This is a genomic window from Sorangium sp. So ce321 (genome assembly GCF_051530195.1).
Lineage (GTDB): Bacteria > Myxococcota_A > Polyangia > Polyangiales > Polyangiaceae > Sorangium.
In genome coordinates this window covers 6136720-6162067 of record NZ_CP150329.1, presented here as the reverse complement: position 1 = coordinate 6162067, position 25348 = coordinate 6136720, and the positions used below count along the sequence as shown (strand labels likewise).

Genomic DNA, 25348 nt, shown 5'->3' with positions numbered 1-25348 from the left:
CGCGCAGAGCTATCCCGCGGTCGATCCGGCCACGTCTGGGCGAGGCGACCCCCCCTTCCTCGCGCCCGCTCATCCCCAGGAGATCGACCAGATACACCGCGTCGCCCCGCGGTGCCTGCAGGCCGTGTGCTCGACCGCGATGCGCCGGCTGCCCACGACAGCGAGGCCCGCCTCGATCCAGCCCGAGACACCCTGGCTGCACATGTAGAGCGGCAGGCCGCCGCCCGAGAGCGTGGCCGTCCCGGCGACGTCGCTGACGGTCTTCACGGCGAAGTCGCCGTACTTGAAGTAGGTCCGGTAGACGAGGCCGAAGCGCTTGAGCAACGACGCCGCCCCGCCCATCGCCATCGTCTTGTAGACCGTCGTCAGGTCGTTCCGGGCGACATCTGCGCCGAAGTGGCGCATCTTGTCCATCCTGCCAGCAAAGACCCCGTGCAGGAGCACGCAGTCGATCTCGATGAGGGGCGCCAGCTCGTACCAGGAGGAAGGCATCGGCGGCTCGGCGAGATGGCGCGCGGCCTGTGGCGAGAGCTGGCGGCCCAGATCCGCCACGAACCGCTCGCCGTAGCTCTGGCGCAGGGCCTGCGCACGGGAGCTGATCAGGGTGCCTTTCACGAGGTTTCCCTCGCCGACGATCCGGGGATCGCCGAGGAACGGGGCGAAGTCTGGCGCCAACATACTGCGGAGCGCTCCCATCTTCTCGGAGTATAGCGGCAGGTTCGCGTCAATGTGTGACAGATTCGCGTCGCCCCCTCCGTTGGAACAGTGCCGCATGGAGGCCCCCGGGCCTGGACACGGGCGCGGTCAGACCTCGTTGTGTTCATGGTGCCCGCGCGTTGGGTGCCCGCGCGTTGGGTGCCCGCGCGTTCGCGCGCATCCCATGTTTCGCCAGCACCACCATCCGGTTTCGCGAAGGAGAGCGCCGCCTCTTCCGAGCTCGAGATGGCTCCTCGGTCGCCGGTAGGCCGGAACACCACCGGGGCGCGCGCCGCGGCCCGGGGCGTGCGCCGCGGACGACCGGCGCTTTTCGGGGTGACGCGCGGCGCGCACGCATGTACTCGGCACGACGCGTGCTGACGGACGTCGGTCGACGCTGGCCGGCGCGGCAGTTCGCGCCGAGCGACACCGAGAGACAGCATGCGACCGATTCAATACATCCTCACCACCGCGGTGCTCTCTTTGTGCCTTGTCGGAGCGTCGGCGCGCGCCGACGCGGCGCCCGTCGCAGGTCACCCGCGACTCTGGCTCACGAAAGACCACCTCCCCAGGCTGCGCGGCTGGGCGGCGGACAGCCGCAACCGCATGTACAAGGAGGCCATGCTCCCCGCGCTCCAGGGCGCGATCGCCTGTTACGAGAGCCGGTTCTACCCGAACGGCAGGCCGAATCCGACCTGGCCGGACGGCGGCACCAACGCCTACGTGCAGTATCCGACCGAGGCGTACGCCGAGTTCTTCGCCTTCATGTCGCTCATCGACCCGGACGCCGCGGCGCGTCCGACGCACGCCGTCAGGGCGCGCAACCTGCTGATGTACGCGATCGAGGAGGCCAGCAAGGGGCGCTCCGACGGCAAGCCGTTCCGCGCCCCCGGGTTCGCGACCGGCGACCGCTCGCGCTGGTGGGGTGAAGGGTTCCCGCTGACGGTGGACTGGATCTACGGCGCGACGGACGCAAGCGGCCGTCCCGTGCTCTCCGCCGCCGACAAGGCCAAGATCCGGCAGGTTTTTCTCAGGTGGGTCGACGACAACCTCCACGCCGCCACGGCGGGCAACGAGCACCCTCACCCGGTCGGCGTCATGAACGATCCGGCGCTGCTCCGCGATCCGCTCCAGCTGCGGTGGGCGGCGAACAACTTCTATCTCGGGCACCTGCGCCAGGTCACGCTGATGTCGCTCGCGATGGACGACGCGGACGACCGCCCGGTCGACCCGAACACCCCGCCAGAGGCGCTCGGCAACACGCTGCGCAGCTACCGCGCCGACGCGACCGGCGCCTGGCTCTACCAGGCCTTCGCCATCTTCGAGTCCCCCGAGATCGCGGCCAAGCAGCTCGGGGTCCCGCTCGACGGGCTCGGCGTGGCCAGCGGCGGGCTGCCCGTCGAGGGCTTCCTCTACGGCGGCGGCCTCGCGAGCCTCCACCAGGCGCTCCTCGGGCTCCACACGGCCGGCTACGGCACCCACGCCCTCTCGGGGCCTCAGATCGGGCTCCTGAGCAGCGCGTACTGGGACCGGTTCACGGACGGGTTCCTGCACTCGATCGCGCCGAGCCCGGTCACGTACCCGTCGCGGCGCGATCTCGGGCCGGTCTACGAGGCGGCGAACTACGGCGACACCCTGCGCCTCTGGGTCGAGCCGCGGTTCACCGAGGTGTTCGGCTCGCTGGGCGCCTACGACCTCCTCACGGGCAACACAGCGCGCCTGCAGCGGTCGCGCTGGATCGTGGCCAACGCGTTCGAGGGCGGCGCGCCCGAGCTCTACGCGCGCACCTCGAAGGTCTGGGGCTCCCCCACCCCGAGCCGGGCCATCCTGAGCTTCATGCTCTTCGACCCGGCCGCGCCGCTCCCGGCGGACCCTCGCCCGGCGATGCCCACCGTCTTCTTCGAGCGCGCGCCTGGCCGCGGCGGCGTCCTCGCGCGCACGGACTGGACGAAGAGCGCGACGTGGTTCACGTGGCGGTGCGGCTGGGTCACCATCAACCACCAGCTCGGCGACTGCAACCAATTCGAGCTCTACCGGAAGGGAGAGTGGCTGACCAAGGAGCACACGAGTTACTCGAACAACCTCATCGGGACCACGGTCGACTACCACAACACCCTCTCTCTGCAGAACGACAAGCCGTCGCAGGTGCGCTGGTTCGAGAAGGAGCTCGCCGCGCGAGGTGGCCAGTGGCGCGAGGGGCGCGCCGCCGGCGACCCCACCGCGCGCATGAGCCGGGGCGCGGGCTACGTGTTCGCCGAGGGCATCGCGACCGATCTCTACAACACCCGACCGAACGCGTGGGTGCCGTCGGACGTCGCCCGGGACATCGTGCACGCGAGCCGATCCATCGTGTGGCTGGAGCCCGATCACGTCGTCGTCTACGACCGCGCCGCCTCGGGCACCGCCGGCAGGTTCAAGCGCTTCAACCTGATGACGACCTCGGCGCCGCAGCTCTCGGGCCGGACGGCCAGCGCCGTGACCCCGCGCGGGCAGAAGCTGTTCGTCCAGAGCCTCTTGCCGCGGAACGCCAGCATGAGGGCGATGCCGGTCGAGGACGTCGACGACCCGGCGCAGATGGAGCCGACGACCCACCGCCTCGTCGTCGAGGACCCCGCCGGCCCCGCGGACGTGCGCTTCCTGCACGTGCTGCAAGGCGCGGACGCGGGCGCGACGATGGATGCGGCCGTGCGGATCGAGAGCGCCCCGGGCGCCGGCTTCGAGGGCGCGCTGGTGGCGGGCACGGTCGTCCTCTTCCGCTCGGCGCCGCCCGCAGGCCCGGCGCAGCAGGGGAGCCCGGTGTCGCTGTCTTATCAGGTGCCCGCCACGACGCGCAGGCACTTGATCACCGGCCTTTCACCGAAGGCCGCCTACGACGTGGCCGTCGTCAGCCGGGGCGCGCAGCTGGAGATCCGCGTCACGCCAGGCAGGGTCCACACGACGGACGACGCGGGCGTGCTCGCGTTCGGCGCGCCGTAGCGCGGCCGCGCGCCGCGCGCTGACGACCGGCCCGGGGCGAGCGTCGGCGCGCCGCGCGCCGACGACGAGCTCGGGGCGAGCGTCGGCGCGCCCGGCGGCGCCTTCAGGGCGTCCTGGAGAAGACCTTGTCGAGCTCCTCCTTCCCGAGCACCGGCGCCCAGGGCAGGAGCTCGTACTGCGCGACCCCCTTCCGGATGAAGGGATCGTCGTCCCGGATCTGATCCAGCGTCGCCGCGACCGCCTCGTCCGGCACCCGGAGCAGGAGCGCCCCGCCATGGCGCGGATCGAACGGCCCTGACGCGAGCAGCAGCCCCTGATCGAGGAGCCGCTTCAGATAAGCGCGGTGCTCGTCGACGACCTTCAGCACCTCATCGAGCGGCCGCCGGTAACGGATGATCGCAATCGCGTACATGATTCCTCCGCGCGCGAGCTTACCTCCTCTGCGCCATGACAACGATGCCGCGCACCGCCTCCGGACGCGCCCGGCGCTCGAAGCCGCGCGAACACCCCGGGCCACGCGCCGCCAGCCGCGGTGAGCTGCGAGATGCGAAAAAAACGCGGCGGCAAAAGCGAACGGGCTTGCGCAATGTCGCTCGAAGCGGCACCGGCGCCCGCGGAGCGCGGCGCCGCCGGACGGGGAGGCTCGTCGACCGACCGCCGGTGCACGCGCCCCTTTCCCTTCGCCCTTCCGTCTGGCAGTGTGCGCGCCCTCCGCTGGAGACACCTGTATGGCGCGACCCCCGAAAGCAGCACCTGCTCCCATTCTCCCGTCCTCGCCGGCCGCCGCGCTCGCGGCGTACGGCCGCGTTGAGCCGAAGCTCCTCGAGCTCGGCCCCGACGACCTCGTGACCGTCTACGTCGAGGTCCCCAGGGCCGTGAGCTCCGTGCTCTCCGCCCTGCCCCACCTGCGCGAGCTCCGCGACGAGATCGTCCGCGATCTCCCGAACCACCCGATCGAGATGCTGGACGAGCTCGAGGACTACGCCCTCGCCGCCTGGTACGCCGACCTCCTCTACAGCACGCCCGCGAGCGAGCTCGACGCGAAGAAGCTCACCGAGGACGCCGCCGCGCTGCGCGAAGGGCTCCTCGTCGCGGCCGAGGCCCTCGCCTACCGCAACCTGATCGACAAGCAGCGCGTCGCCGACATCCGCAAAGGCAAGGGCCACACGGATCTCGCGAGCGATCTCATCGCCCTCGCCGAGCTCTTCCGCGGCTCCTGGGACAAGGTCCGCGCGAAGACGGCGGTCGAGGACGAGGAGCTCGAGCGGGCCGCGGACCTCGGCGTGCGCCTGCTCGCCGCGCTCGCCGCGAAGCCCGGCAAGGGCTCGTCCGCCGCGCCGAAGATCACCGACGCCGGCGATCGCCGCGCCCGCTCGATCTCCCTTGTCGCCAAGGCCTACGAGGAGTGCCGCCGCGCCGTCGCTTACCTGCGCTGGCACGAGGGCGGCGACGGCGACCTGGCCCCGTCGCTGCTGCAGAAGCCGCGCGGCCGCCGCCCGAACGCCGAGAAGGCCGCCGCGGCCGCGAGCGGCGCGTCGTCCGAGGCGCCGGCGAAGCTGCCCGCCGACGAGGCGTCCGCGGCCGCCGACGGCGCCCTCTCCTCCGCCGAGCCGGCGAACGACGCCGAGCCGGTCGCCAACGCCTGATCGCCCGCGCGCGCGAGGCCTGGGCGAGCGCTCGACGCGCTCGACCAGGCCTCCGCCGCCCTCGAGGCGACCGATCTGCCGGGCTACCGGTTGCGGCTCGACTCCTCGATGAGCTCTACCTTGTAGCCGTCCGGATCCTCGACGAACGCGATCACGGTCTTGCCGTGCTTCATCGGGCCCGGCTCGCGCGTGATCTTCCCGCCCGCCGCGCGGATGCGGTCGCAGGCCCCGTGAATGTCGTCCACGCCGAGCGCGACGTGGCCGTACGCCGTGCCGAGCTCGTACTTCTCGACGCCCCAGTTGTGCGTGAGCTCGAGCTCCGCGTGCTCCGGGTTCCTCCCGTAGCCGAGGAAGCACAGCGTGAACTTGCCCTCGGGGTAGTCCTGCCGCGACAGGAGCTGCATCCCGAGCACGTCCCTGTAGAAGCCGATCGAGCGCTCGAGATCGCCGACCCGCAGCATCGTGTGCAAGATCCTCATGCCGTCTCTGTCTCCTCCTCCGGGTGAGCGCCCGCGCGGCGCTCAGCCGTAACGCACCGAGATGATCTCCATCTCCGTCTCGCCCGCCGGGCGGCGCACCGTGATCACGTCGCCCGCGCGCTTGCCGAGGAGCGAGCGGCCGACCGGCGAGCGCCAGCTGATGCGCCCGACCCCGCTGTCGATCTCGTCCTCGCCCACGATCTGGTAGGTGTGGCGCGCGCCGTCCTCGTCCTCGATCTCGACCGTCGCGCCGAAGAAGACCTTGTCGCCGCGCTGCTCCGCCGGATCGACCACCACGGCCTTCTCCAGCCGCTTGGTCAGGAAGTGCATCCGCCGGTCGATCTCGCGCAGCTTCTTCTTGCCGTAGATGTACTCGGCGTTCTCGGACCGGTCGCCCTGCGCCGCCGCGTCGGCGACCTCCTGGACGATGCGCGGCCGCTCCACGGAGCGGAGCCGCGCGAGCTCCTCGGACAGCTTCCTGGCCCCGCTGGGCGTGATGTAAGCCGGGTCGGACATGGTTCGATCGCGACGGAGCCTACGCCGCGCCGCCCGCCAGATCCACCGCCGTCGAGCCCGGACCCGGGGGCGCCCCGACCCCCCCGGCGAACGCCCCGATCCCCTCTGATCTCCAGGACATAGCCCCCGCGTCGCGGACGCATGTTGACGCGACGCGGCGACATGCTAGGCGAATGAAGAACTATGCCGCGGCTGCGCGGAAGACCGGGAGGAGACCCGGCTACCAGCGTCCATCGCCGCGGCAACGAGGAGGTCTCCCATGTCGAATGCCCAAACCCACCAGAACCGCTACAAGGCTGACCTCCGCGAGATCCGCTTCCTCCTGTTCGAGCAATTCCGCCTGGACGAGCTGCTCGGCAGCGGGCCGTTCGAGGCGTGGGGGCGCGACGAGGTCTCGATGGTCCTCGACGAAGCGTACAAGTTCGCGTGCGAGGTCTGCGGTCCCCTCAACGTGGTCGGCGACCGGGTCGGGTGTCGGATCGAGGGCGGCCAGGTGAAGGCGCCGCCCGGCTTCAAGGAAGCGTGGGACAAGCTGTACGAGGCCGGGTGGAAGTCGATCGCCGTCTCGCCGACCTACGACGGCCAGGGCGGGCCGTTCACGCTCTACACGATGGTCGAGGAGTTCCTCTGCGGCTCGAACACGGCATTCAACATGTACGCCGGGCTGACGTACGGCGCCGGTGAGGTGATCGAGTACTTCGGGACGCCGAGGCAGCGCGACATCTACATGAAGCGGATGTACGGCGGGCAGTGGGGCGGGACGATGTGCCTGACCGAGCCGCACGCGGGCTCCGACGTCGGTTCGTCGCGGACGGTCGCGGTGAAGCAGAAGGACGGCAAGTACCTCATCCGCGGCACGAAGATCTTCATCTCCAGCGGCGACCACGACCTCACCGAGAACATCGTCCACCTCGTGCTCGCCCGCATCGAGGGCGCGCCCCCCGGCACGAAGGGGCTCAGCCTCTTCATCGTGCCGAAGGTCCGGGTGAACGACGACGGCTCGCTCGGCGAGCCGAACGACGTCCTCGTCGGCAACATCGAGCACAAGATGGGCATCAACGGGTCGTCGACCTGCGTGCTCAACTTCGGCGAGAACGACGGCTGTCTCGGGGAGCTCGTCGGCACCGTCGAGCACCAGGGGATGCCGCAGATGTTCCGCATGATGAACGGCGCGCGCATCTCCGTCGGCCTGCAGGGCGTGTCGGTCGCGTCGTCGGCGTACCTGAACGCGCTCGAGTACGCGAAGGACCGCAAGCAGGGCCCGTCGATCGTCCAGTGGAAGGACGCGACCGCGCCGCGCGTGCCGATCATCGAGCACCCGGACGTGCGGCGGATGCTGCTCGACATGAAGAGCCGCGTGGAGGGCATCCGCGCGCTCATCGTCAAGCTCACGCGCCACCAGGACGCTGTCGCCGTCTACCAGGGCAAGGACGACCGCGCGGCCGCCTACAACCAGGGGCAGGTCGACCTGCTCGTGCCGCTCGTGAAGGCCTACGCGTCCGATCAGGCGTTCCGCGTCTGCGAGACGGCGATCCAGACCTTCGGCGGCGCCGGGTACACGAAGGACTACCCGGTCGAGCAGTACTGCCGCGACGCGAAGGTCTTCTCGATCTACGAGGGCACGAACCACATCCAGGCGATGGACCTCGTCGGGCGCAAGCTCGGCCAGGCCGGCGGGGCCAACCTGCAGGCCTTCCTGAACGACGTGGCCGAGTTCGTGAAGGCGAACGAGAAGCACCCCGTCCTCGCGGCGAGCGTCAAGGAGCTGCGCGAGGCGCACGAGGCCGTCGCCGGCACCGCCATGCGGCTGCTCTCGTGGTTCCAGATGGGCAAGATGCCGATGGTGCCGCTCGCCGCGAACCGCTTCCTCGAGATGATGAGCGAGCTCGCGATCGGCTGGCTCCTGCTCGACGGCGCGGCCATCGCGCTCAAGGCGCTGGAGGGCCTCCCGGCCGGCGACGCCGGCGCGAAGGACCGCGCCTTCTACGAGGGCAAGAAGCACGCGGCCCTCTACTTCGCCGCCAACGTGCTGCCGCACGCGAAGTTCTCCGCCGAGCTCCTCGGCCGCGAGGACTCGTCCGCCCTCGACATCCCGGTCGAGGCGTTCGCGACCCTCTGAGCTGCCTCTCCCCGTAGCTCGCGCGCGCCGCGCCGGCCCCGCTTCAGGGCGGGGCGCCGGCGCGAGCGGGCGGGCGCTCGTTCATTCGGGGACCGTGAGCCGCTCGGCCAGGTCCCGGATGGGCACCGGCATGGTCGGGTCGCGCGAGACGGCCATGATGTCGGCGCGGAGCGCGCGCGCCTCGGTCAGCCGGAGCCACGCGAGCGCGAGCCGCATCATGCTCGGCAGGCCGCGCGCGAGCACCGCCCGGACCACGTCGGCCGCGGGGAACGAGAACGCGACCTCCTCGGGGGGCAAGCCCGCCGCCTTCGCGGCCGCCTCGATGCTCGCGTCGAAGTCGTCGCGCTTCGACTCCACCACCTCGAAGAAGATCCGCCCGCGCTCGGGCGCGAAGGCCTGAGCCGCCCCGCCGCCCTCGGGCGCGAAGACCCAGGTCGCCGCGCTGTCGAGCCCCACCCGCGCGCCCGACTCGAGCGTGACGAGCGGCAGGAAGCGGCCGCCCTCGATCGGCTCCCCGCCGCCGGCCTCGAGCAGCTCGCGCACGAGGTCCCTCACGTTCGCGCTCATCGCATTCGCGCTCATGGGCCGATGTTCTCACGAAAGACCCCGCGATGGGCAACTCAACTCGGCAGACGCGCTTCGCGCGCGTACACACGCGCGCGCGCATGTGTACGCGCGATATGCCGAGAGCCCGGGGCGAGCGCGGCCGTGATGAGGGAATCAGGCGTGGCGCGCGTGGAGCGCGTGGCGCGCGTGGAGCGCGTGGAGCGCGGGGAGATCGCGTCGCGCGGGGCGCGCCACGTCGGTTTGCCTGGAAAAGGCGCGGCGTTGGCCGGAATAAGAATAGTATGGGATTTCAATTCAAACCTGATGCGCTGGTATTGGTAGGCTTCATTGCGGCTGCGGGCGGGACGAGCGGTTGCATCGTCGACGACGCGAGCAACAGCACCCTGGGCGGGTACCCCGAAGGTGGTTTGTCCGACGACGCTTGTACGCCGAGCAAGAACGCGGAGCCTGTGAGCCGGGAGTGCGGGAGATGGGTCGCCTCGAGGCTCGGAAAGGACGGCAACGCCGGGCTCCCGGGGGCGCCGTTGAAGACGATCGCGAAGGCGCTCCAGGTCGTGGGGCAAAAGGGAGGGCGTATCTACCTCTGCGCCGAGACGTTCGAAGAGCCGCTGCTCGTGCCCGGCGGATACACGATCTACGGCGGGCTCGATTGCGAGCATGACTGGCGCTGGATAGGCGACAAGGAGAAGACCACGCTCACCGCGCCCGAGGGCGAGACGCCGCTCTCGTTCCACGGCGGCAACGGCGTCGCGGTGCTCGAGGACGTCCACGTCATCGCGCGCTCGATCCCGCCGAGCCGCACGGAGCTGGCGGGCCGTTCGTCGATCGCCGCGAACACCTCGGGGATCCCGCTCTACTTCCGGCGGAGCACGATCGAGGCAGGCGACGGGGCGCCGGGCGCGCCAGGGGATTCGTTCGTGAACGACCCTGCGGAGTCGGGCAAGGTAGGCAACTTCGGCAACGCCGCGTGCACGTCATCGACCGTCGTCGGCGGCGTCCCGGTGAACAACACCTGCGGTACGCCCGACGATCGCTCGGACGACTCGCGCGGCGGCTCCGGCGGGACGGGGCGGATCTCGTCGGGCGACGACGGGAAGGACGGGGTCCCAGGCGAAGGGGCGAACGGCGGGAACGGCGAGACAGGGACGAGCACCTGCACGGCGGGCAGGAACGGCGAGGACGGGGTGGACGGCGCGCCGGGCGCGGGGGCGACGGGCTTCGGCTGGCTGTTCCTGGAGGGGTACACAGGTCCCCTCGCCAGCAACGGCACGCCGGGGAAGCCCGGCCAAGGCGGCGGTGGCGGAGGCGCCGGAAAGGGCGGGACGGGCACGCTGATGTGCCCCTTCGCGACCTCGGCGGGCGGCGCAGGCGGCGGCTCGGGCGGCGCGGGCGGCTGCGGCGGGCTCGGTGGCATCGCCGGAGGCGCCGGCGGGGCGAGCATCGCCGTGTTCGCCGGGAGCGCGACGGCCCACTTCGAGGACGTGGTGCTGAAGACCGGCCGCGGCGGCAAGGGCGGCGACGGGGGCAAGGGCCAGGAGGGCGGCGAGGGCGGCCTGGGCGGCTCAGGCGGCATCCTGGGCAAGGCCACCGCGCTGAACTCCGCCTGCGGCGGGGGCAAGGGCGGCAGGGGTGGCAAGGGAGGCCAGGGCGGCGGCGGGCTCGGCGGTCACTCGATCGCCGTGGCGTTCGCGGTCAGGGAGCCCGACCTCACGCGGACTACCATCGAGCTCGGCGAGGCCGGCGCTGGCGGGCTCGGGGCCGCGCCGGAGCACAAGGGGGCGGACGGCGTGGCGGCCGAGATCCACGACGTAGAGCAGCAGCGGTAGCGCGGTTGGCCGCCGCGGCCGCCGCCGGGCCGTCGGAAGGGCGTCTAGTCGGGCGCGGGCGGCACGGGCCAGCTCCGGTCTTCCTGCATGCAGCGGAGCTGCGTCACGCGGCGCCCTCCCGCGGTGGTCGCCGCGATCTCCTTGATGGGCGCCTCGCGACGCGCGCGCCGGCTCAGCTTCTCGACCACGAGGAAGCCCTCCTGCTCGCCAGCGAGGCGGAGGAACTCGTCGAACAGCGCCACGTGCTCGCCGCGCGCCCCGTCCTCGGTCGTCGCGATGCGCCGCTGGGTGGCGACGCCGATCGCCAGCGTCTCGCCCCGCGCGCGCACGACCATCGCTGGCTCGAGCCCGCGCTGGCTCTCGTCAGGCACCGTCCAGACCTGCGCGAGCCCCGCCTCGGAGAGGCGCCGCTTCATGTAGTAAAAGGCGGACTCCAGCGTGCTGTTCCGGTACGGGACCGCCCTCGACTCCATGGGATCGACGTGGTTCCGCCAGAACGCGATCAGCGCGTGCGCCCAGCGCCTGCCGTCGAGCCGGCGGTCCCCGAACGGCCACTCGTCCGCCATCGCCCGCGCGCAGGCGCGGAGCAGCGCCTGCTCGTGGATCCCGCGCGTCGCCAGGCACGACGCGCAGTGCATGTACGCGGTGCCCCGCTCGAGGAGGGCGCCGCACATCGAGCAGATGTCGTTGCCGTAGCCAGGGCCCATGTACCGGAGCCAGCCAGCGCTCAGCGCCCGGTGAGCGGCGCGGCGCTCCTCGTTCCGATCGAGCTCCCGCAGCCCATCCCGGAGGGCCCTCGATGCCGCGCGCCGCTCGTCGTCTCGCTGCTTCATCCGCTGTCCTCCAGCGTGAGCCCTGTCCGCGCCGGCTCCACCCAGTCTAACGCCGGAGCCTCCGCCGCGCTTCGCGAGGAGGCCCGCGCTTCCGCGCGCGAGCCGTCGCCCCGCGCGCCAGGCCCACACCCACCGAGGTTGTTGACATTGACTTTCATTTACGCTACGCGTCGCTGACATGTCGCGATTTGCGTTGTTTCTCGCGGTTCCGTTGGTGTTCAACGCAGGCTGCGGGGCGGAGTCCCCTTCCGACGATCCGGATCCGCTGGCGGGCATCCAGCTGATCGGCGACGATCTCAGCGACATCCCCCTGCACGGCTCCTCCAGGGAGCAGGTGGCTCGGTTCAAGGACGGCGACGCGCTCTTCGACTTCGTCTTTCGCGAGCGCGACGGGCTCGGGCCGCTGTACATCCGCGCCTCGTGCGCCGGGTGCCACGAGGGGGCCGCGCGCGGCCCGGGCGCCGTCCAGAAGATGGTGCTCATGGAGGCCGACGGGCTGACGCCGGCGGTGGATCAGGCGGGGCTCCCCTACGGCCATACGATGCGGCCTTACGGCGTCGCTGGGGCGACGACCCTCTCGCTGCCCGGGGCCGACGTGACCATCAAGCTCTCGCAGCGCCTCGGTCCGCCCGTGTTCGGGCGCGGCTACATGGAGGCGGTCGACGACGCCGAGATCGAGCGGGTCGCGGCCGAGCAGGCGGCGCGCGGCGACGCCATCCGCGGGCGCATCAACCGCGTGGTGTTCCACTCGAAGAAGAACGGGGACGAGACGTTCCACACCTTCGCCGAGGGCGACGAGAACCTCATCGGCCGCTTCGGGTTCAAGGCGCGGGTCGCCACGCTCGACGACTTCACGGCCGACGCCTACCAGGGCGACATGGGCATCACCTCGCCGCTCCGCCCCCAGGAGCTGCCGAACCCCGACGGGCTCACGGACGACGCCAAGCCGGGCGAGGACGTCGTCCTCGACACGGTGAACGCCGTCGCGGACTACATGCGCCTGCTCGAGATCCCGAGGCGCGCGCCCGCCGACGCGCGCGGCGAGGCGCTGTTCGAGGAGGCCGACTGCGCCGCCTGCCACGTCCCCTCGCTGCGGACGCGCGCCGACTACCCGATCGAGCAACTCGCGGACATCGACGCCCCCGTCTACACCGATTTCCTCCTGCACGACCTCGGCCCCGACCTCGCCGACGGGCTGGCCGACGAGTCGGCGAGCTCCGTCTCCTGGCGGACGGCGCCGCTCATCGGCATGCGCCACAGCACCGCGTACCTCCACGACGGCCGCGCCAGGACGATCGAGCAGGCGATCCTGCTCCACGACGGCGAGGGGTCCGAGGCCGCCGCCTCGGTCGCCGCGTTCCGCGCGCTCTCCCGTGAGGATCGCGAGGCCCTCATCGACTTCGTACGCTCGCTCTGATCGACGCGGGCGCGCCCGCCGTGATCGACGCGCGCGCTCGCGAAATTGCACTTCGTGCGCTCGCTGGAGGCGAGCCGCGACAAGGAGCTCGGACATTCATGTACATCCCTGCCTGCCTGCGGTCCGGTCTGGCCATCGCCGCCGCCGCCCTCTCGCTCCCCGCCTGTGGAAGCGACAACGAGGCGCTGCTCTCCGACGCGGAGTACGAGCGGAACGCCGTGCTCGACGTGAAGGCCTACATCCAGGACAACCTCGATGAGTTCGCCGCCGCGACGGCCGCGCTCCAGGCGGCCGCGCCCGAGCCAGACGCGGACGGGTGGAGCGCGACGAGCGACGAGGAGGCCGTCGCCGCCATGAAGGCCGAGTGGAAGCGGGCGCGGCAGTCGTACGAGCGCGTCGAGGGGGCCATCGCGGTCGTCTTTCCGGAGTTCGACTACTCGACCGACGCCCGCTACGACGCGTTCATCGAGGTCGCGGCCGACGACGACCTGTTCGATGAAGAGGGGGTGACCGGCGTGCACGCCGTCGAGCGCATCCTCTGGGCGGACCGGGTCCCGGAGCCGGTGCTCGCGTTCGAGTCGGCGCTCCCGAACTACAAGGCCGCCGCCTTCCCCGCCGCCGAGGCCGAGGCGGCGGCGTTCAAGGACGAGCTCTGCGCGCGCCTCGCAGCCGAAGCGGAGGCGATGAAGACCGAGTTCCGCGGCCTCGCGCTCGACGCGCCGTCCGCGTACCGCGGGGTCATCAACTCCATCCTGGAGCAGGTCGAGAAGACCAGCAAGGCGGCGACTGGAGAGGAGGAGTCGCGCTACGCCCAGTACACGCTGGCCGACATGCGCGCGAACGTCGCGGCCGGCGAGGCGACGTACGAGGCCTTCCAGCCGTGGCTCCTCACGAAGGGCGCCGAGGGCGCGGAGGTCGACAAGGCGGTCCTCGCCGGCTTCGACCGGCTGTCGAGCGCGTACGACGCCATCGAGGGCGACGCGCTGCCGCCGCTGCCCGAGGGGTGGAGCGAGGAGGCGCCCACGGAGGAGCAACTCGCGACCCCGTTCGGAGAGCTGTTCTCGCTGGTGAAGCGCGAGAGCGACGACGCGACCCCGGGCTCGCTCGCCCACGACATGACCCGGTCGGCAGATCTCCTCGGCATCGACCAGCTTCCCTGAGGCGGGCACCCGCTTCGGAGACGGGCCCACCTCGACGTTTTCGGTGCTCGGCGTACAGGAGTACGCCTCCGCGCCGAAAACGCCGATCTGGGCCCGTCTCCTGTGCGGGTGACCGCCGCATACGGTCGGGAGATGGGCGCTGCCGGGCCGGAGACGGGCGCTGCCGGGCCGGAGACGGGCGCTGCCGGGCCGGAGACGGGCGCTGCCGGGCCAGAGACGGGCGCTGCCGGGCGCGGGCGTCAGGGGGCGGTCAGGGGGCCGGGGTCCATCGGACCAGTACGCACGTCACGTTGTCGGGGCCGCCGTGCAGGTTGGCGAGATCGATCAGCGAGCGCGCCGTGGCGGCGAGATCGTCGCTGCGCGCCAGCGCGTGGGCGATCTCCGTGTCGGGGACCGGGCCGGAGAGGCCGTCCGAGCAGATCAGCAGGAGATCTCCGGGCTGCGGCTGCTCGATGCGCGTCGCCACGTCGACCGTCTTTCCCATCCCGAGCGCGCGCGTCACGACGTTGCGGGCGAGCAGCGGATCCACGTCGTCGGGTAGCTGCTCGCCGCTGCGCAGGTGCTCGTTCCAGAGCGAGTGGTCCTCCGTGAGCCGCTCGAGCCGGCGCTCGCGGTAACGGTACACCCGGCTGTCGCCGACGTGCGCGATGCACGCGGAGGTCGCGTCGGCATAGACGCCCGCGAACGTGGTCCCCATGCCGTAGAAGCGCGGGTCGCGCTGGCCCACCTCGAAGATGCGCTCGTTCGCGCGCCAGATGGACGAGACCAGGCGCACCTCGAGAGGCCCCGCCAGCTCGTCGTACCCCGTGGGCTGGGTGATCTCGCTCTCGCTGTCCCGGCAGAACGACTGGACGATGTCGACCGCCATCCGCGACGCGATCTCCCCGCCGGCAGCGCCGCCGATGCCGTCCGCGACGACGAAGAGGCCCAGATCGAGGTCGACAGCGAAGCTGTCCTCGTTGTGCTCGCGCTGGCGGCCAACGTGGCTGTCACCGGCGGCTTCGATACGGAGCTGGGAGTTCACGGAGCTTCCTCGTCGGCGGAACGCATGTCGATACCCCGGCAGCATCCAGCGACCGGACGCCCCGCGCAAGTCAGGAAGGGCGCGATCCGGACGGGGAGCGCCGGCGCGCTCGGGCGCGGACGCTTTTTTCGTACGGATTACGTACGCAGCGCTGCGGTCGCCGGCGACTGGAGCGACGGGCAGGGTGAGCCCTGCGGCTCGGCGCGCTGCCCGGCCGGCGGCGGGACGCTCGCGGTGAGAGCCTCGAACCGGCCGCTCTTCCACGTCACGAGCCCGCCCGCGAGGCGCGCAGAGCTGCCCGCCCCCGGGTCGGACCGGAGCCACACCAGAGGGCGCGCGGCGAAGACCGGCTTGGTGCACGCGACGTCCTGGAAGGCAGCAGACCACGAGCCGGTGTTGCCGAAGAACAGCCCGCCCTCCCAGACCCCCTCGGGCGTGTGCGTGTGGCCGAAGATCACCGCGCGGGCGCGGTGGGCGCGGGCGACCTGGCGCGCGGCGCGGCTGACCCGCTGCCACGTCGCGTCGAGCGGGAGCTTCGGCACGAGGCGCTCGTAGACGACGAGCCCGGCCGGCGCGACCAGCGCCGCGGGCGCGAGCCAGCCCGGGACGAGCAGCAGCCACACGAGCGCCAGAGTGACCGTGAGCAGCGCCAGGAGCGCCCGGTCGAGCCAGAGCTCGCGCGCGACGAGCCGCAGGCGGTCCTCGGCCGGGGGCGCGAAGAGGCGGGCGTGGCGGGCCACGGCGCGGAGCGGGGCGCCCGTCTCCTGCGCCGCGGCGGTGAGGCACTCGCGCAGGCGAGCGCGCCGCTCCGGCTCGCGCCGGCGCACGAGCTCGACCACCGTGCGGAGCGCGCCGAGCGCCCAGGCCCCCGCGAGCGACTGGCGCGAGAACATGTAGTACCGGGCCCAGTGCGCGAGGTAACCGAACGCGGACAGCATGAACGAGGAGTCCACGTGCGGGTTGAAGTAGCCCATCCTGGAGACGAGCAACCGGCACACGAGCGAGCCCATGGTCGGCTGGATCTCGCCCGGCTTCCGCCCGAACGGGACCATCGGGTAGCGGTAGCTGCAATAGGCGTCGTACTGGTTGCCGTGCTCCACGATGATGCCGTCCGGCGTCTTGTGGAACCAGGCGCGGAAGACGACGCGCTCGCCGAGCGCCGACGCGCTCGCGTCGGCGCGCGACGTGTCGCCCAGCGCGGCGAGCGCCGCCTCGACGACGCGGGCCCGGATCGTGTCGCGCACCTCGGGCAACGTGAGCTGGACGTCGTGGTTGCCGGAGATGAACACGACGGTGTGTCCATCCGCGACGACCCGGCCCAGCGCCTCGATGAACACCGGGTGGTCCGCGAGGATCGCGGCCATGGCCGGGACCGCATGCTCGGCGCTGCGGGGTAGGTCGTGAAAGACGCTCTTCTGGTCGATGACGCGCGGCGCATCAAAATCGAACACATCACCGTTGAGCACCAGCGTGAGCTCATGGCGCCCCGCGCCGCGCGCGGTGCCCTGCGTCATCTCGTCCCGGAGCGCGTCCAGCATCGCCGCGACCTCGCTATCGGGAGAGTAAGGAGCCTGACGGTAGCGCATCCACAGACCGTCACCCGGCTCGAGCTCACAAAGATGGATATCTGAGATTGCCACCGTATGGAGCATCTAACCAAGGTGACACACGCGCCTGTCCACGATTGTCAGGGAACGGTCACGATCCGATGTCGGGGAGGAGGGGGCGCCGGGGGCAAGGGGCCGAGCGAGCGGTCGATCGACCCGCGCGATACGCTCGACATGGGCGCCACGACGATCGCCCTGGACTGTGAGCGCTGGGCGCCTGTCGTCCGCCGTGGCGTCGGGTGCGAGGCCCTGCGCAGGCGAGAGATAGCGAGCGCGCGAGGCCTCGCAGCTTGCGGGGCGGGGCCCGCCGGGCGCCAGGCGGCACGGCGAGGGCGAGCGCGGGTGTCGGGGAGAGGCGCCGTCGTCACGTCCGCGGCGTCGCCGGCCCGCCTGGGGGGAGGCCCGGGCGGCTGCGGAGAAGCGCTGCGGAGCGCCGCCGGAGCGGCGGTGTCAGGGTGGATGCCTGATCGGCCATCGCGTGCCGCGCGTCAGAGCCCCTGCGGGAGCCCCGCCGCCTGTCCGCGGCGGGGTACGCGCGGCACTGGCCGTGTTTCATCGGGGCCTCGCCCCGGCCCTGTCGCCCCCTTCGCGGCCGGCGTCAGCCTCAGGGCCAGTCGTCGCCCCAGGACCCGCAGTGGTGGTGCGGGCGGTGGTTCCTGTTGAAGAGCTCTTCCAGGATCGTGATGACGTTGATGTTGTTGTTGTTGTTGATGTTGAAGGGGGTGCCGAAGCCACCGCCGAAGCCGCAGCCGAGGCCGCCGCCGAGGCCGAGGCCGCCGCCGAGGCCACCGCAGCAGCCGCCGGGGAAGAACCGAGCGCCCGCGGGCTCCTGGCCCGACGGCGCCTGGCCGAGCTCACCAAGGGGGGCCTGGCCGAGCTGACCAACGGGCCCCTGGCCGAGCTGCTGACCAATGGGCGCCTGGCCGAGCTGACCAACGGGCGCCTTGCTCGGCCCCTGCATCCCCTTGCTCGGCCCGAGCATCCCCTTGCTCGGCCCGAACATGTCCTTGGTGGGCGCCTGGGCCTGGTACCCGCCCCGCTCCTCGTCCGCGCCTTGCTCGAGGGCAGCGGAGGTCGTGTCGAGCGCCTCGGCCTCGTCGAGGTCCGCCTGATCGAGATCCACGTCTGCCGCATCGACGGCGCAGCCCGTGCCCAGCGCCGCCATCACCATCGCGAGCCCCATCACCTTGCCATGAATCGAGATCATGTTGTCCTCCTTAATGTGTCATGATGGCCCGAAGCCCCGAGCCATCTTGAGCTCATCGAAGAGCAGGTTGTGTGCCTCAACCCTCATGTGCAGACACTGCCGCACCGAGCTCCTGGCTCCGGCCTCGCCGCGCGCGAGAAGAGGCAATCTCTGGAGCTGCGCAGGCGTTGGTTTTCCGATATCCCAACGCGAACACCGGCGGGACGGCCCCCGCGTGGAGGGCGTCTCGCTCGCGGGCCGGGCGCGTCATGTCGGAGATGACGAACTCGCCACCATGGCGGCCGGAGCCCCCGCGCCGCGCGCGGCGCTCCTGTCGCGCATTCGCGCAGATGACCGGCGTCGCGGCCGCCGCGACCGAGGCGGGACGGCGCCTGTCCGGGCTCGCACACGGACGGCTCGCCGCGCCGCGCCGCGCCGCCGGTCCTATGACCCCGCCGCACCGCGCCTGAGCCGTCCTGGAGATACCGAGCCTCCTGCGCCTGACCTGCTCAGGCTGCGCCGTTTGTGCATCAATGAAGGCGAGACACGGGTCGATCGACTCGGGCCGTAACCGTCCGCCTGCATCACCGCAGCTGCGCGGCGGGCGATTTCGACGAGCCATGCGGACATCGCCGTTGAGGACCAGCGTGAGCTCAGGGCGCGCCGCGCGCGGCGCCCTGCGCCATCTCGTCCCGGAGCGCTTTCACCAGGGCCGCGACCTCGCTGTCGGGAGAGAACGAGCCAGACGGCATCGCATCCACAGACCGTCACCCGGCTCTAGCTCACAAGGATGGATGTCTGAGATTGCCACCTTATGGAGCATTCAACCAAGGTGACGCACGCTCCTGTCGACGATCGCCGGGGAGCGGTCACGAGGATGTCGGGGGATGATGCGGCGCGGTGAAAGGGCGCGGGGCGAGCGATCGACATCCACGTCGGCACGGGCGCCACGAAGATCGACCTGGATCGTGAGCGCTGGGCGCCTGTCGTCCGCCGTCCGTCGTGGCGTCGGGTGCGAGGCCCTGCGCAGGCGAGAGATAGCGAGCGCGCGAGGCCTCGCAGCTTGCGGGGCGGGGCCCGCCGGGCGCCAGGCGGCACGGCGAGGGCGAGGGCGGGTGTCGGGGAGAGGCGCCGTCGTCACGTCCGCGGCGTCGCCGGCCCGCCTGGGGGGAGGCCCAGGCGGCTGCGGAGAAGCGCTGCGGAGCGCCGCCGGAGCGGCGGTGTCAGGGTGGATGCCTGATCGGCCATCGCGTGCCGCGCGTCAGAGCCCCTGCGGGAGCCCCGCCGCCTGTCCGCGGCGGGGTACGCGCGGCACTGGCCGTGTTTCATCGGGGCCTCGCCCCGGCCCTGTCGCCCCCTTCGCGGCCGGCGTCAGCCTCAGGGCCAGTCGTCGCCCCAGGACCCGCAGTGGTGGTGCGGGCGGTGGTTCCTGTTGAAGAGCTCTTCCAGGATCGTGATGACGTTGATGTTGTTGTTGTTGTTGATGTTGAAGGGGGTGCCGAAGCCACCGCCGAAGCCACCGCCGAAGCCGCAGCCGAGGCCGCCGCCGAGGCCGCCGCCGAGGCCGAGGCCGCCGCCGAGGCCACCGCAGCAGCCGCCGGGGAAGAACCGAGCGCCCGCGGGCTCCTGGCCCGACGGCGCCTGGCCGAGCTCGCCAAGGGGGGCCTGGCCGAGCTGACCAACGGGCCCCTGGCCGAGCTGCTGACCAATGGGCGCCTGGCCGAGCTGACCAACGGGCGCCTTGCTCGGCCCCTGCATCCCCTTGCTCGGTCCGAGCATCCCCTTGCTCGGCCCGAACATGTCCTTGGTGGGCGCCTGGGCCTGGTACCCGCCCCGCTCCTCGTCCGCGCCTTGCTCGAGGGCAGCGGAGGTCGTGTCGAGCGCCTCGGCCTCGTCGAGGTCCGCCTGATCGAGATCCACGTCTGCCGCATCGACGGCGCAGCCCGTGCCCAGCGCCGCCATCACCATCGCGAGCCCCATCACCTTGCCATGAATCGAGATCATGTTGTCCTCCTTAATGTGTCATGATGGCCCGAAGCCCCGAGCCATCTTGAGCTCATCGAAGAGCAGGTTGTGTGCCTCAACCCTCATGTGCAGACACTGCCGCACCGAGCTCCTGGCTCCGGCCTCGCCGCGCGCGAGAAGAGGCAATCTCTGGAGCTGCGCAGGCGTTGGTTTTCCGATATCCCAACGCGAACACCGGCGGGACGGCCCCCGCGTGGAGGGCGTCTCGCTCGCGGGCCGGGCGCGTCATGTCGGAGATGACGAACTCGCCACCATGGCGGCCGGAGCCCCCGCGCCGCGCGCGGCGCTCCTGTCGCGCATTCGCGCAGATGACCGGCGTCGCGGCCGCCGCGACCGAGGCGGGACGGCGCCTGTCCGGGCTCGCACACGGACGGCTCGCCGCGCCGCGCCGCGCCGCCGGTCCTATGACCCCGCCGCACCGCGCCTGAGCCGTCCTGGAGATACCGAGCCTCCTGCGCCTGACCTGCTCAGGCTGCGCCGTTTGTGCATCAATGAAGGCGAGACACGGGTCGATCGACTCGGGCCGTAACCGTCCGCCTGCATCACTGCAGCTCCGCGGCGGGCGATTTCTACGAGCCATGCGGACATCGCCGTTGAGGACCAGCGTGAGCTCAGGGCGCGCCGCGCGCGGCGCCCTGCGCCATCTCGTCCCGGAGCGCTTTCACCAGGGCCGCGACCTCGCTGTCGGGAGAGAACGAGCCAGACGGCATCGCATCCACGGACCGTCACCGGGCTCGAGCTCACGACGTTCGATATCTGAGATTGTCACTTTATGGAGCATTCAAAACAGGTGACACACGCACCTGTCCCCTATCGCCTGGGAACGGTTACGTGCATGGCGGGGGATGGATGCGGGGGAAGGGCGCGGGGCGAGCGAGCGCTGGGCGCCTGTCGTCCGTCGTGGCGTCCGGGGCGACGCCCTGCGCAGGCGACAGATGGCGAGCGCGCGAGGCCTCGCCGGCTTGCGCGGCGGGGCCCGCCGGGCGCCGGGCGGCGCGACGAAGGGGCCCGCCGGGCGTCAGGCGGCTCGGCGAAGGCGAGCGCGGCTGTCGGGGAGAGGTGCCGTCGTCATCGTCCGCGGCGTCGCCGGCCGCCTGGGGGGAGGCCCAGGCGGCTGCGGAGCGCCGCAGGGAGCGGCGGTGTCGGGGCCGATGCCTGATCGGCCATCGCGTGCCGCGCGTCAGAGCCCCTGCGGGAGCCCCGCCGCCTGTCCGCGGCAGGGGGCGCGCGGCACTGGCTGTGTTTCATCGGGGCCTCGCCCCGGCCCTGCGCCCCCTTCGTCGCCGACGTCAGCCGCCGGGCCAGCCGAAGGCGCTCGAGCCCCCACAGCAGCGGTGCGGGGGGCAGGAGAGAAAGTTGCTCGGAGCCCAGGTGGGGGCGCTGAAGCGGTTGCAATCGAAGCGGTCTTGCGGGCCGAAGTTATCGAAGTGGTGATGCGGGCAGCAGGGGCGCGGGACGCGGTGCGGGAACCCGAACTCGTCAACGATCGTGATGATGTTGATGTTGTTGTTGTTGTTGATGGTGGTAGGGCAGCAGCCGAAGCCGTTGAAGCCGAAGAACCGAGAGCCCACGCCTACCCCACCGAACCCGCCCAGGCCCGGCACGCCGCCGAACCCACCCAGGCCCGGCACGCCGCCGAACCCACCCAGGCCCGGCACGCCGCCCACGCCCGGCACGCCCCCAATGGGCGCCTGCCCCACCTGGCCGATGGGCGCCTGCCCCACCTGGCCGATGGGCGCCTGCCCCACCTGGCCGATGGGCGCCTGCCCCACCTGATCGATCGGCGCCTGGCCGCCGGGAAGCAGCGGCCCCTGCGCGCCGACCGGCGCCTGTCCGAGATCCGTGGGTAGCTGCTGGCCGACACCGAGAGGCGCCTGCGCCCCGAACGACCCCTTGCTCGGCAAGCCCTTGCTCGGCCCGAGCACATCCTTGCCAGGCGCCTGGAACCCGCCCCTCGCCTCCTCCGCGCCCTCCTCGAGCGCAGCGGTGGTCGAGTCGACCTGCTCGGCCTCGTCGAGGCTCGCCCGATCGAGATCTGCATCCGCCGCATCGACGGCGCAGCCCGTGCCCAGCGCCGCCATCACCATCGCGAGTCCCAGCACCTTGCCATGAATCGAGAGCATGTGTCTTCCTCCTCAATGTCCCATGATGGCCGGAAGCCCCGAGCCATCCTGGGCTCATCGAAGAGCAGGCTGTGTGCCTCAGCCCTCTGTGCAGACACTGCCGCTCCGCGGTCGCACCGCCGGCCTCGCCGCATCGACGAAAAGGCATTCTCTGGATCTGCGCCGGCGTTGGTTTTCCGATATCTCAACGCGGAGACCAGCAGGACGGCCCGCGGGGCGAGGTCATATCTCTCGCGCGCCGCGCGCATCACGCTGGAGATGACGAACTCACCACCATGACGATCCGAGCCCCCCGCAGGGCGCGCAGCGCTCCTGTCCCGCTTTCGAGCAGATCACCCGCGCCGAGGCCGTCATGAACGAGGCGACGCGGCCTCCCTCGCGCCTCGCACAGGGACGGCGCGCGGCGCGGCGCCGCCGGTCATCTGACCCGGCCGCACCCGACCTGCGCCGTCCTGGAGATACCGAGGCCCCTGCGCCTGACCTGCTCAGGCTGCGCCGTTTGTGCATCAACGAAGGTAAGAGGCCAATCGATCGACTCGGGCCATAACCGTCCGCCGCCGTCACCGCAACTTCGCGTCGGGCGCCCGAAACGAGCCAGGTTGGGGTGATCCTGCGCCAGGTGGCGCCAGAAGCGCACAACGGAGCTCATGTAGGCAAACGTGCGTTCGTGGAGCCTCCCCGTCCTGCGTACGTTTACTCGCGGCCGGTGGGTTGATAGAAGATTCGCCTGGAGGACGCATGAGCGAGCCGAGCGAGACGGAAGCGACCGACACTGGACGCCACGGTGTGTTGGGAGCGGTCGCCACGACCAAGGCGGCCATCGGGGCCGGGGCTGTCGGGTGCGCGGCGCCCGCGCCGCCCACGGCGCCCGCAGCTCCCCACGACGCCGCGGCGGCGCCGCCGCGCACGCTCGGGCGGACCGGCGCCCGGGTTGAGCCGGTGTCGCTCGGCGGAGAGGGGATCTTGCGGACGACCAACCGTCACCGCGAGGCCGTGCCGGTAATCCTGGAGGCGCTGCGCCTCGGGGTCAGGTACTGCGATACAGCGCCTGCGTACCAGCAGAGCCAGGACTACTATGGTGAGGCGTTCCGCGCGGCCGGCCCGAAGGCGCGCGAGCAGGTCTTCCTCGCCTCCAAGACGCACGCGCGCGACCGCGACGGCGCGCTCCGGTTGCTCGACGACAGCCTGCGCCGCCTCGGGACAGACCACCTCGACCTGTGGCAGCTGCACGACCTGCGCGAGCTCGACGAGCTCGACGCGATCTTCGGCAAGCGGGGCGCGATCGAGGCCGTGGAGCAGGCCAGGGCTGACGGCCGCGTGCGCCACGTGGGGATCACCGGGCACCACGACCCGCAGATCCTCGTCGAGGCGATGCGGCGATATCCGGTCGACACCGTGCTCTGCGCGATCAACCCCTCGGATCCCGCGCGGCTGCCCTTCCTGACGACGGTGGTCGCGGAGGCGCGGCGGCGCGGCGTCGGCGTCATCGGTATGAAGATCATGGCCGCAGGCCGCCTGCTCCAGGATCGCGCCGCGAGCCCGGGCGAGCTCATTCGCTACGCCGCGAGCCATGCCGATACGGTGGTCATCGGCTGCTCCTCGATCGCCGAGGTGCGCGAGAACCTCGGCGCGCGGTCCCTCCCCTTCCCCATGCCGCCCGCCGAGCGCGCCGCGCTGGAGGCGCGGGTCGCGCCGCGCGCCGGCCGCTACGACACATTCAAGGCCTGATCGCCGCCCCGGGCGTCCGCGGCGGCGCGCCGCTCTGCGAGGGGCGAGCCACGGTGAGCGCCAGCGCTCCTAGGGCGGCTTGACGTCCTTGCAGCAGCGGAATCCCAGGTGGTAGTTCGCGTGGCTGGACTTGCTCATGAGCCGCGTCCCGTGCCAGTCGGGCGCGCGCCAGCGGCAGTCGTCGGCGTGGACATCCATCGACGAGAACGCGAACCAGCTGCCCTTCATCTCGGTGAAGCCCCTATCGCCGCTCCGCGCGAGCTCGCCTGGCAGGATGGGCAGGCTCATGTGCTCGGCCACGTTGCCGTGCAGATCGAAGACGCCCAGGCTGCTGCGGCACGCCGGGAAGGCGCCGGAAGGATAGGTGTTGGAGCCGCAGCGGTCCCACCCGCCGCCTGGACAGCCGGGCGTGCGCGAGCTCTCGGTGCCGCAGAGGGCGTGGTTCTTCTCGGGACCATAGCTCCACACCCGCTCACGCAGGAGGTTATGGTGCCAGCTCGCCTCGTTCCGGGGCCGCTCCCACTCGTACTCGACGTCGGGCTCCCTGAGCGCGCCGGCGCACGCGCCCTCCCACTCGTGCGCATCGCAGATCCGCTTCCCGGTCGCCCTGCACAGGAGCGCCGCCTCGCGCGCCCGGACGTGCACCACGGGGTACTCGCAGGGGATGTTCGGGAACTCGAGCTGATCGATGCAGACACGGGCGCTCTCCGCGGTCTGCCCGCGCGTCGGGTCGAAGAGGGGCACCATCCCCGGCGCGCCGCATGCCGGCTCGCGCGCGGGCTCGATGCCGGAGAGCGTCCGGACGCGGCGGCACTCGGACCGCGACATCGGATGGCGCGAGAGCGCGGGGTTGCCCTGGCCCAGCACGGCCGAGGCCGCGAAGATCGCCTCCACGTCCCGCATCGCCTCGTCGGAGAGCGAAAGCTCGCGCCGCATCCGTCCGAAGAGCCGGCGGCGCTGCTCGTCCAGCGTGCCTGGCTCGACGTCCTCGTCGTCCACCGTCAGCGTCACGCGCTCCGGCGCCGGCTGCGGCGCGCGCTCCCGCAGCGCGCCCGCGACGAGCGGCGCCGCGCCGCGCGCCGCCGGCATCGGCGCGAGCGCGCCAGTCCATGCGGCGACGGCCGCCCCGAGCGCGCCCGCGCCCGCGGCGACGGCGGCCGCTGTCTTCACACGCCCGCGGCCTCGCGCGAGCGCTGGCGCCGCGCGCACGCCGGTCGAGAGCGCCGGCAGCGAATCGCTCGGCGCGGGCGGTCGCGGCGTGGAGGCCGGCTCTCTCGGCGTCTCGGGGCAGGACATCGGCGCGCGATCTCGCGCTTACTGCTACGGGCATCCGTCGATTCCGGCAAATTTGATGACGCGCGCGGCCGCCTGCCCGCCCGAGCGGCGGCTTGACGGTCCTGCCCGGGGCACGTCAAATGGG

Annotated in this window: 19 protein-coding genes; 7 read left to right on the top strand and 12 right to left on the bottom strand. The window is 71.8% G+C overall.

Annotation, left to right across the window (positions count from 1 at the left end):
- Positions 1–69: 69 nt before the first annotated feature.
- Positions 70–678 carry a hypothetical protein gene (locus WME89_RS22670; RefSeq protein WP_438011209.1) on the bottom strand — a complete coding sequence of 203 codons (609 nt, stop codon included), beginning with the start codon at positions 676–678 and terminating at the stop codon, positions 70–72.
- A 459-nt stretch (positions 679–1137) separates the two neighbouring features.
- On the opposite strand from WME89_RS22670, the gene WME89_RS22665 reads away from it, so the two are divergent.
- Positions 1138–3672: a hypothetical protein gene (locus WME89_RS22665; protein ID WP_438011208.1), complete on the top strand. Its 2535-nt coding sequence runs from the start codon at positions 1138–1140 to the stop codon at positions 3670–3672.
- A 103-nt stretch (positions 3673–3775) separates the two neighbouring features.
- On the opposite strand, the gene WME89_RS22660 is transcribed toward WME89_RS22665, so the two are convergent.
- Entirely contained in the window at positions 3776–4084 is a 309-nt protein-coding gene (locus tag WME89_RS22660) for a YciI family protein (protein WP_438011207.1), read from the bottom strand.
- 316 nt (positions 4085–4400) lie between these two features.
- Here WME89_RS22660 and WME89_RS22655 point away from each other — a divergent pair, with 316 nt between their 5' ends.
- Positions 4401–5318, top strand: a complete 918-nt coding sequence (locus tag WME89_RS22655) for a hypothetical protein (protein WP_438011206.1) — start codon at positions 4401–4403, stop codon at positions 5316–5318.
- A gap of 83 nt (positions 5319–5401) precedes the next feature.
- Here WME89_RS22655 and gloA read toward each other — a convergent pair whose 3' ends face one another.
- Complete coding sequence (gloA, locus tag WME89_RS22650; protein WP_438011205.1) at positions 5402–5797, bottom strand: lactoylglutathione lyase; 396 nt, start codon at positions 5795–5797, stop codon at positions 5402–5404.
- Between the two features lie 42 nt (positions 5798–5839).
- The gene (greB, locus tag WME89_RS22645; protein ID WP_438011204.1) at positions 5840–6313 is read right to left on the bottom strand and encodes a transcription elongation factor GreB; all 474 of its coding nucleotides are present in this window, start codon (positions 6311–6313) and stop codon (positions 5840–5842) included.
- 259 nt (positions 6314–6572) lie between these two features.
- Here greB and WME89_RS22640 point away from each other — a divergent pair, with 259 nt between their 5' ends.
- On the top strand, positions 6573–8432 hold the full coding sequence (locus tag WME89_RS22640; RefSeq protein WP_438011203.1) for an acyl-CoA dehydrogenase: 1860 nt from the start codon (positions 6573–6575) through the stop codon (positions 8430–8432).
- A gap of 81 nt (positions 8433–8513) precedes the next feature.
- Here the strand turns inward: WME89_RS22640 and WME89_RS22635 are convergent, their stop codons facing one another.
- Positions 8514–9014 carry a hypothetical protein gene (locus WME89_RS22635; RefSeq protein WP_438011202.1) on the bottom strand — a complete coding sequence of 167 codons (501 nt, stop codon included), beginning with the start codon at positions 9012–9014 and terminating at the stop codon, positions 8514–8516.
- 299 nt (positions 9015–9313) lie between these two features.
- Between WME89_RS22635 and WME89_RS22630 the strand changes: the two genes are divergently transcribed.
- Positions 9314–10825, top strand: a complete 1512-nt coding sequence (locus WME89_RS22630; RefSeq protein ID WP_438011201.1) for a PGRS family protein — start codon at positions 9314–9316, stop codon at positions 10823–10825.
- Between the two features lie 44 nt (positions 10826–10869).
- Here the strand turns inward: WME89_RS22630 and WME89_RS22625 are convergent, their stop codons facing one another.
- A complete protein-coding gene (locus WME89_RS22625; RefSeq protein ID WP_438011200.1) occupies positions 10870–11658 on the bottom strand; it encodes a hypothetical protein in 789 nt (262 codons plus the stop codon).
- Positions 11659–11872: 214 nt separating this feature from the next.
- On the opposite strand from WME89_RS22625, the gene WME89_RS22620 reads away from it, so the two are divergent.
- Both WME89_RS22620 and WME89_RS22615 read left to right on the top strand, forming a co-directional pair.
- On the top strand, positions 11873–13075 hold the full coding sequence (locus WME89_RS22620) for a di-heme oxidoredictase family protein (protein ID WP_438011199.1): 1203 nt from the start codon (positions 11873–11875) through the stop codon (positions 13073–13075).
- Between the two features lie 98 nt (positions 13076–13173).
- Positions 13174–14235 (top strand): imelysin family protein, encoded by a 1062-nt coding sequence (locus WME89_RS22615; protein ID WP_438011198.1) that lies wholly within the window; start codon positions 13174–13176, stop codon positions 14233–14235.
- A gap of 250 nt (positions 14236–14485) precedes the next feature.
- Here the strand turns inward: WME89_RS22615 and WME89_RS22610 are convergent, their stop codons facing one another.
- From WME89_RS22610 to WME89_RS22590, 5 genes are all read right to left on the bottom strand, one after another.
- On the bottom strand, positions 14486–15259 hold the full coding sequence (locus WME89_RS22610; RefSeq protein WP_438011197.1) for a PP2C family protein-serine/threonine phosphatase: 774 nt from the start codon (positions 15257–15259) through the stop codon (positions 14486–14488).
- A gap of 137 nt (positions 15260–15396) precedes the next feature.
- Positions 15397–16845 (bottom strand): hypothetical protein, encoded by a 1449-nt coding sequence (locus WME89_RS22605; protein ID WP_438011196.1) that lies wholly within the window; start codon positions 16843–16845, stop codon positions 15397–15399.
- Positions 16846–17470: 625 nt separating this feature from the next.
- Positions 17471–18073, bottom strand: a complete 603-nt coding sequence (locus tag WME89_RS22600) for a hypothetical protein (RefSeq protein ID WP_438011195.1) — start codon at positions 18071–18073, stop codon at positions 17471–17473.
- A 1356-nt stretch (positions 18074–19429) separates the two neighbouring features.
- Positions 19430–20056 carry a hypothetical protein gene (locus tag WME89_RS22595; RefSeq protein ID WP_438011194.1) on the bottom strand — a complete coding sequence of 209 codons (627 nt, stop codon included), beginning with the start codon at positions 20054–20056 and terminating at the stop codon, positions 19430–19432.
- Between the two features lie 1310 nt (positions 20057–21366).
- Entirely contained in the window at positions 21367–22200 is an 834-nt protein-coding gene (locus WME89_RS22590) for a hypothetical protein (RefSeq protein WP_438011193.1), read from the bottom strand.
- Between the two features lie 738 nt (positions 22201–22938).
- On the opposite strand from WME89_RS22590, the gene WME89_RS22585 reads away from it, so the two are divergent.
- Positions 22939–23928 (top strand): aldo/keto reductase, encoded by a 990-nt coding sequence (locus tag WME89_RS22585; RefSeq protein ID WP_438011192.1) that lies wholly within the window; start codon positions 22939–22941, stop codon positions 23926–23928.
- Between the two features lie 69 nt (positions 23929–23997).
- Here WME89_RS22585 and WME89_RS22580 read toward each other — a convergent pair whose 3' ends face one another.
- Entirely contained in the window at positions 23998–25098 is a 1101-nt protein-coding gene (locus WME89_RS22580; RefSeq protein WP_438011191.1) for an SUMF1/EgtB/PvdO family nonheme iron enzyme, read from the bottom strand.
- Between the last annotated feature and the right edge of the window lie 250 nt (positions 25099–25348).

What these genes read in the sequence shown, in the direction of transcription:
- WME89_RS22615 (WP_438011198.1), top strand. Translation starts at nt 13,174, where the DNA reads ATGTACATCCCTGCCTGCCTGCGGTCCGGTCTGGCCATCGCCGCCGCC.
- WME89_RS22670 (WP_438011209.1), bottom strand. Translation starts at nt 678, where the DNA reads ATGTTGGCGCCAGACTTCGCCCCGTTCCTCGGCGATCCCCGGATCGTC.
- WME89_RS22660 (WP_438011207.1), bottom strand. Translation starts at nt 4,084, where the DNA reads ATGTACGCGATTGCGATCATCCGTTACCGGCGGCCGCTCGATGAGGTG.
- WME89_RS22625 (WP_438011200.1), bottom strand. Translation starts at nt 11,658, where the DNA reads ATGAAGCAGCGAGACGACGAGCGGCGCGCGGCATCGAGGGCCCTCCGG.
- WME89_RS22595 (WP_438011194.1), bottom strand. Translation starts at nt 20,056, where the DNA reads ATGATCTCGATTCATGGCAAGGTGATGGGGCTCGCGATGGTGATGGCG.
- greB (WP_438011204.1), bottom strand. Translation starts at nt 6,313, where the DNA reads ATGTCCGACCCGGCTTACATCACGCCCAGCGGGGCCAGGAAGCTGTCC.
- WME89_RS22600 (WP_438011195.1), bottom strand. Translation starts at nt 18,073, where the DNA reads ATGATCTCGATTCATGGCAAGGTGATGGGGCTCGCGATGGTGATGGCG.
- WME89_RS22605 (WP_438011196.1), bottom strand. Translation starts at nt 16,845, where the DNA reads ATGCGCTACCGTCAGGCTCCTTACTCTCCCGATAGCGAGGTCGCGGCG.
- WME89_RS22640 (WP_438011203.1), top strand. Translation starts at nt 6,573, where the DNA reads ATGTCGAATGCCCAAACCCACCAGAACCGCTACAAGGCTGACCTCCGC.
- gloA (WP_438011205.1), bottom strand. Translation starts at nt 5,797, where the DNA reads ATGAGGATCTTGCACACGATGCTGCGGGTCGGCGATCTCGAGCGCTCG.
- WME89_RS22665 (WP_438011208.1), top strand. Translation starts at nt 1,138, where the DNA reads ATGCGACCGATTCAATACATCCTCACCACCGCGGTGCTCTCTTTGTGC.
- WME89_RS22585 (WP_438011192.1), top strand. Translation starts at nt 22,939, where the DNA reads ATGAGCGAGCCGAGCGAGACGGAAGCGACCGACACTGGACGCCACGGT.
- WME89_RS22590 (WP_438011193.1), bottom strand. Translation starts at nt 22,200, where the DNA reads ATGCTCTCGATTCATGGCAAGGTGCTGGGACTCGCGATGGTGATGGCG.
- WME89_RS22655 (WP_438011206.1), top strand. Translation starts at nt 4,401, where the DNA reads ATGGCGCGACCCCCGAAAGCAGCACCTGCTCCCATTCTCCCGTCCTCG.
- WME89_RS22635 (WP_438011202.1), bottom strand. Translation starts at nt 9,014, where the DNA reads ATGAGCGCGAATGCGATGAGCGCGAACGTGAGGGACCTCGTGCGCGAG.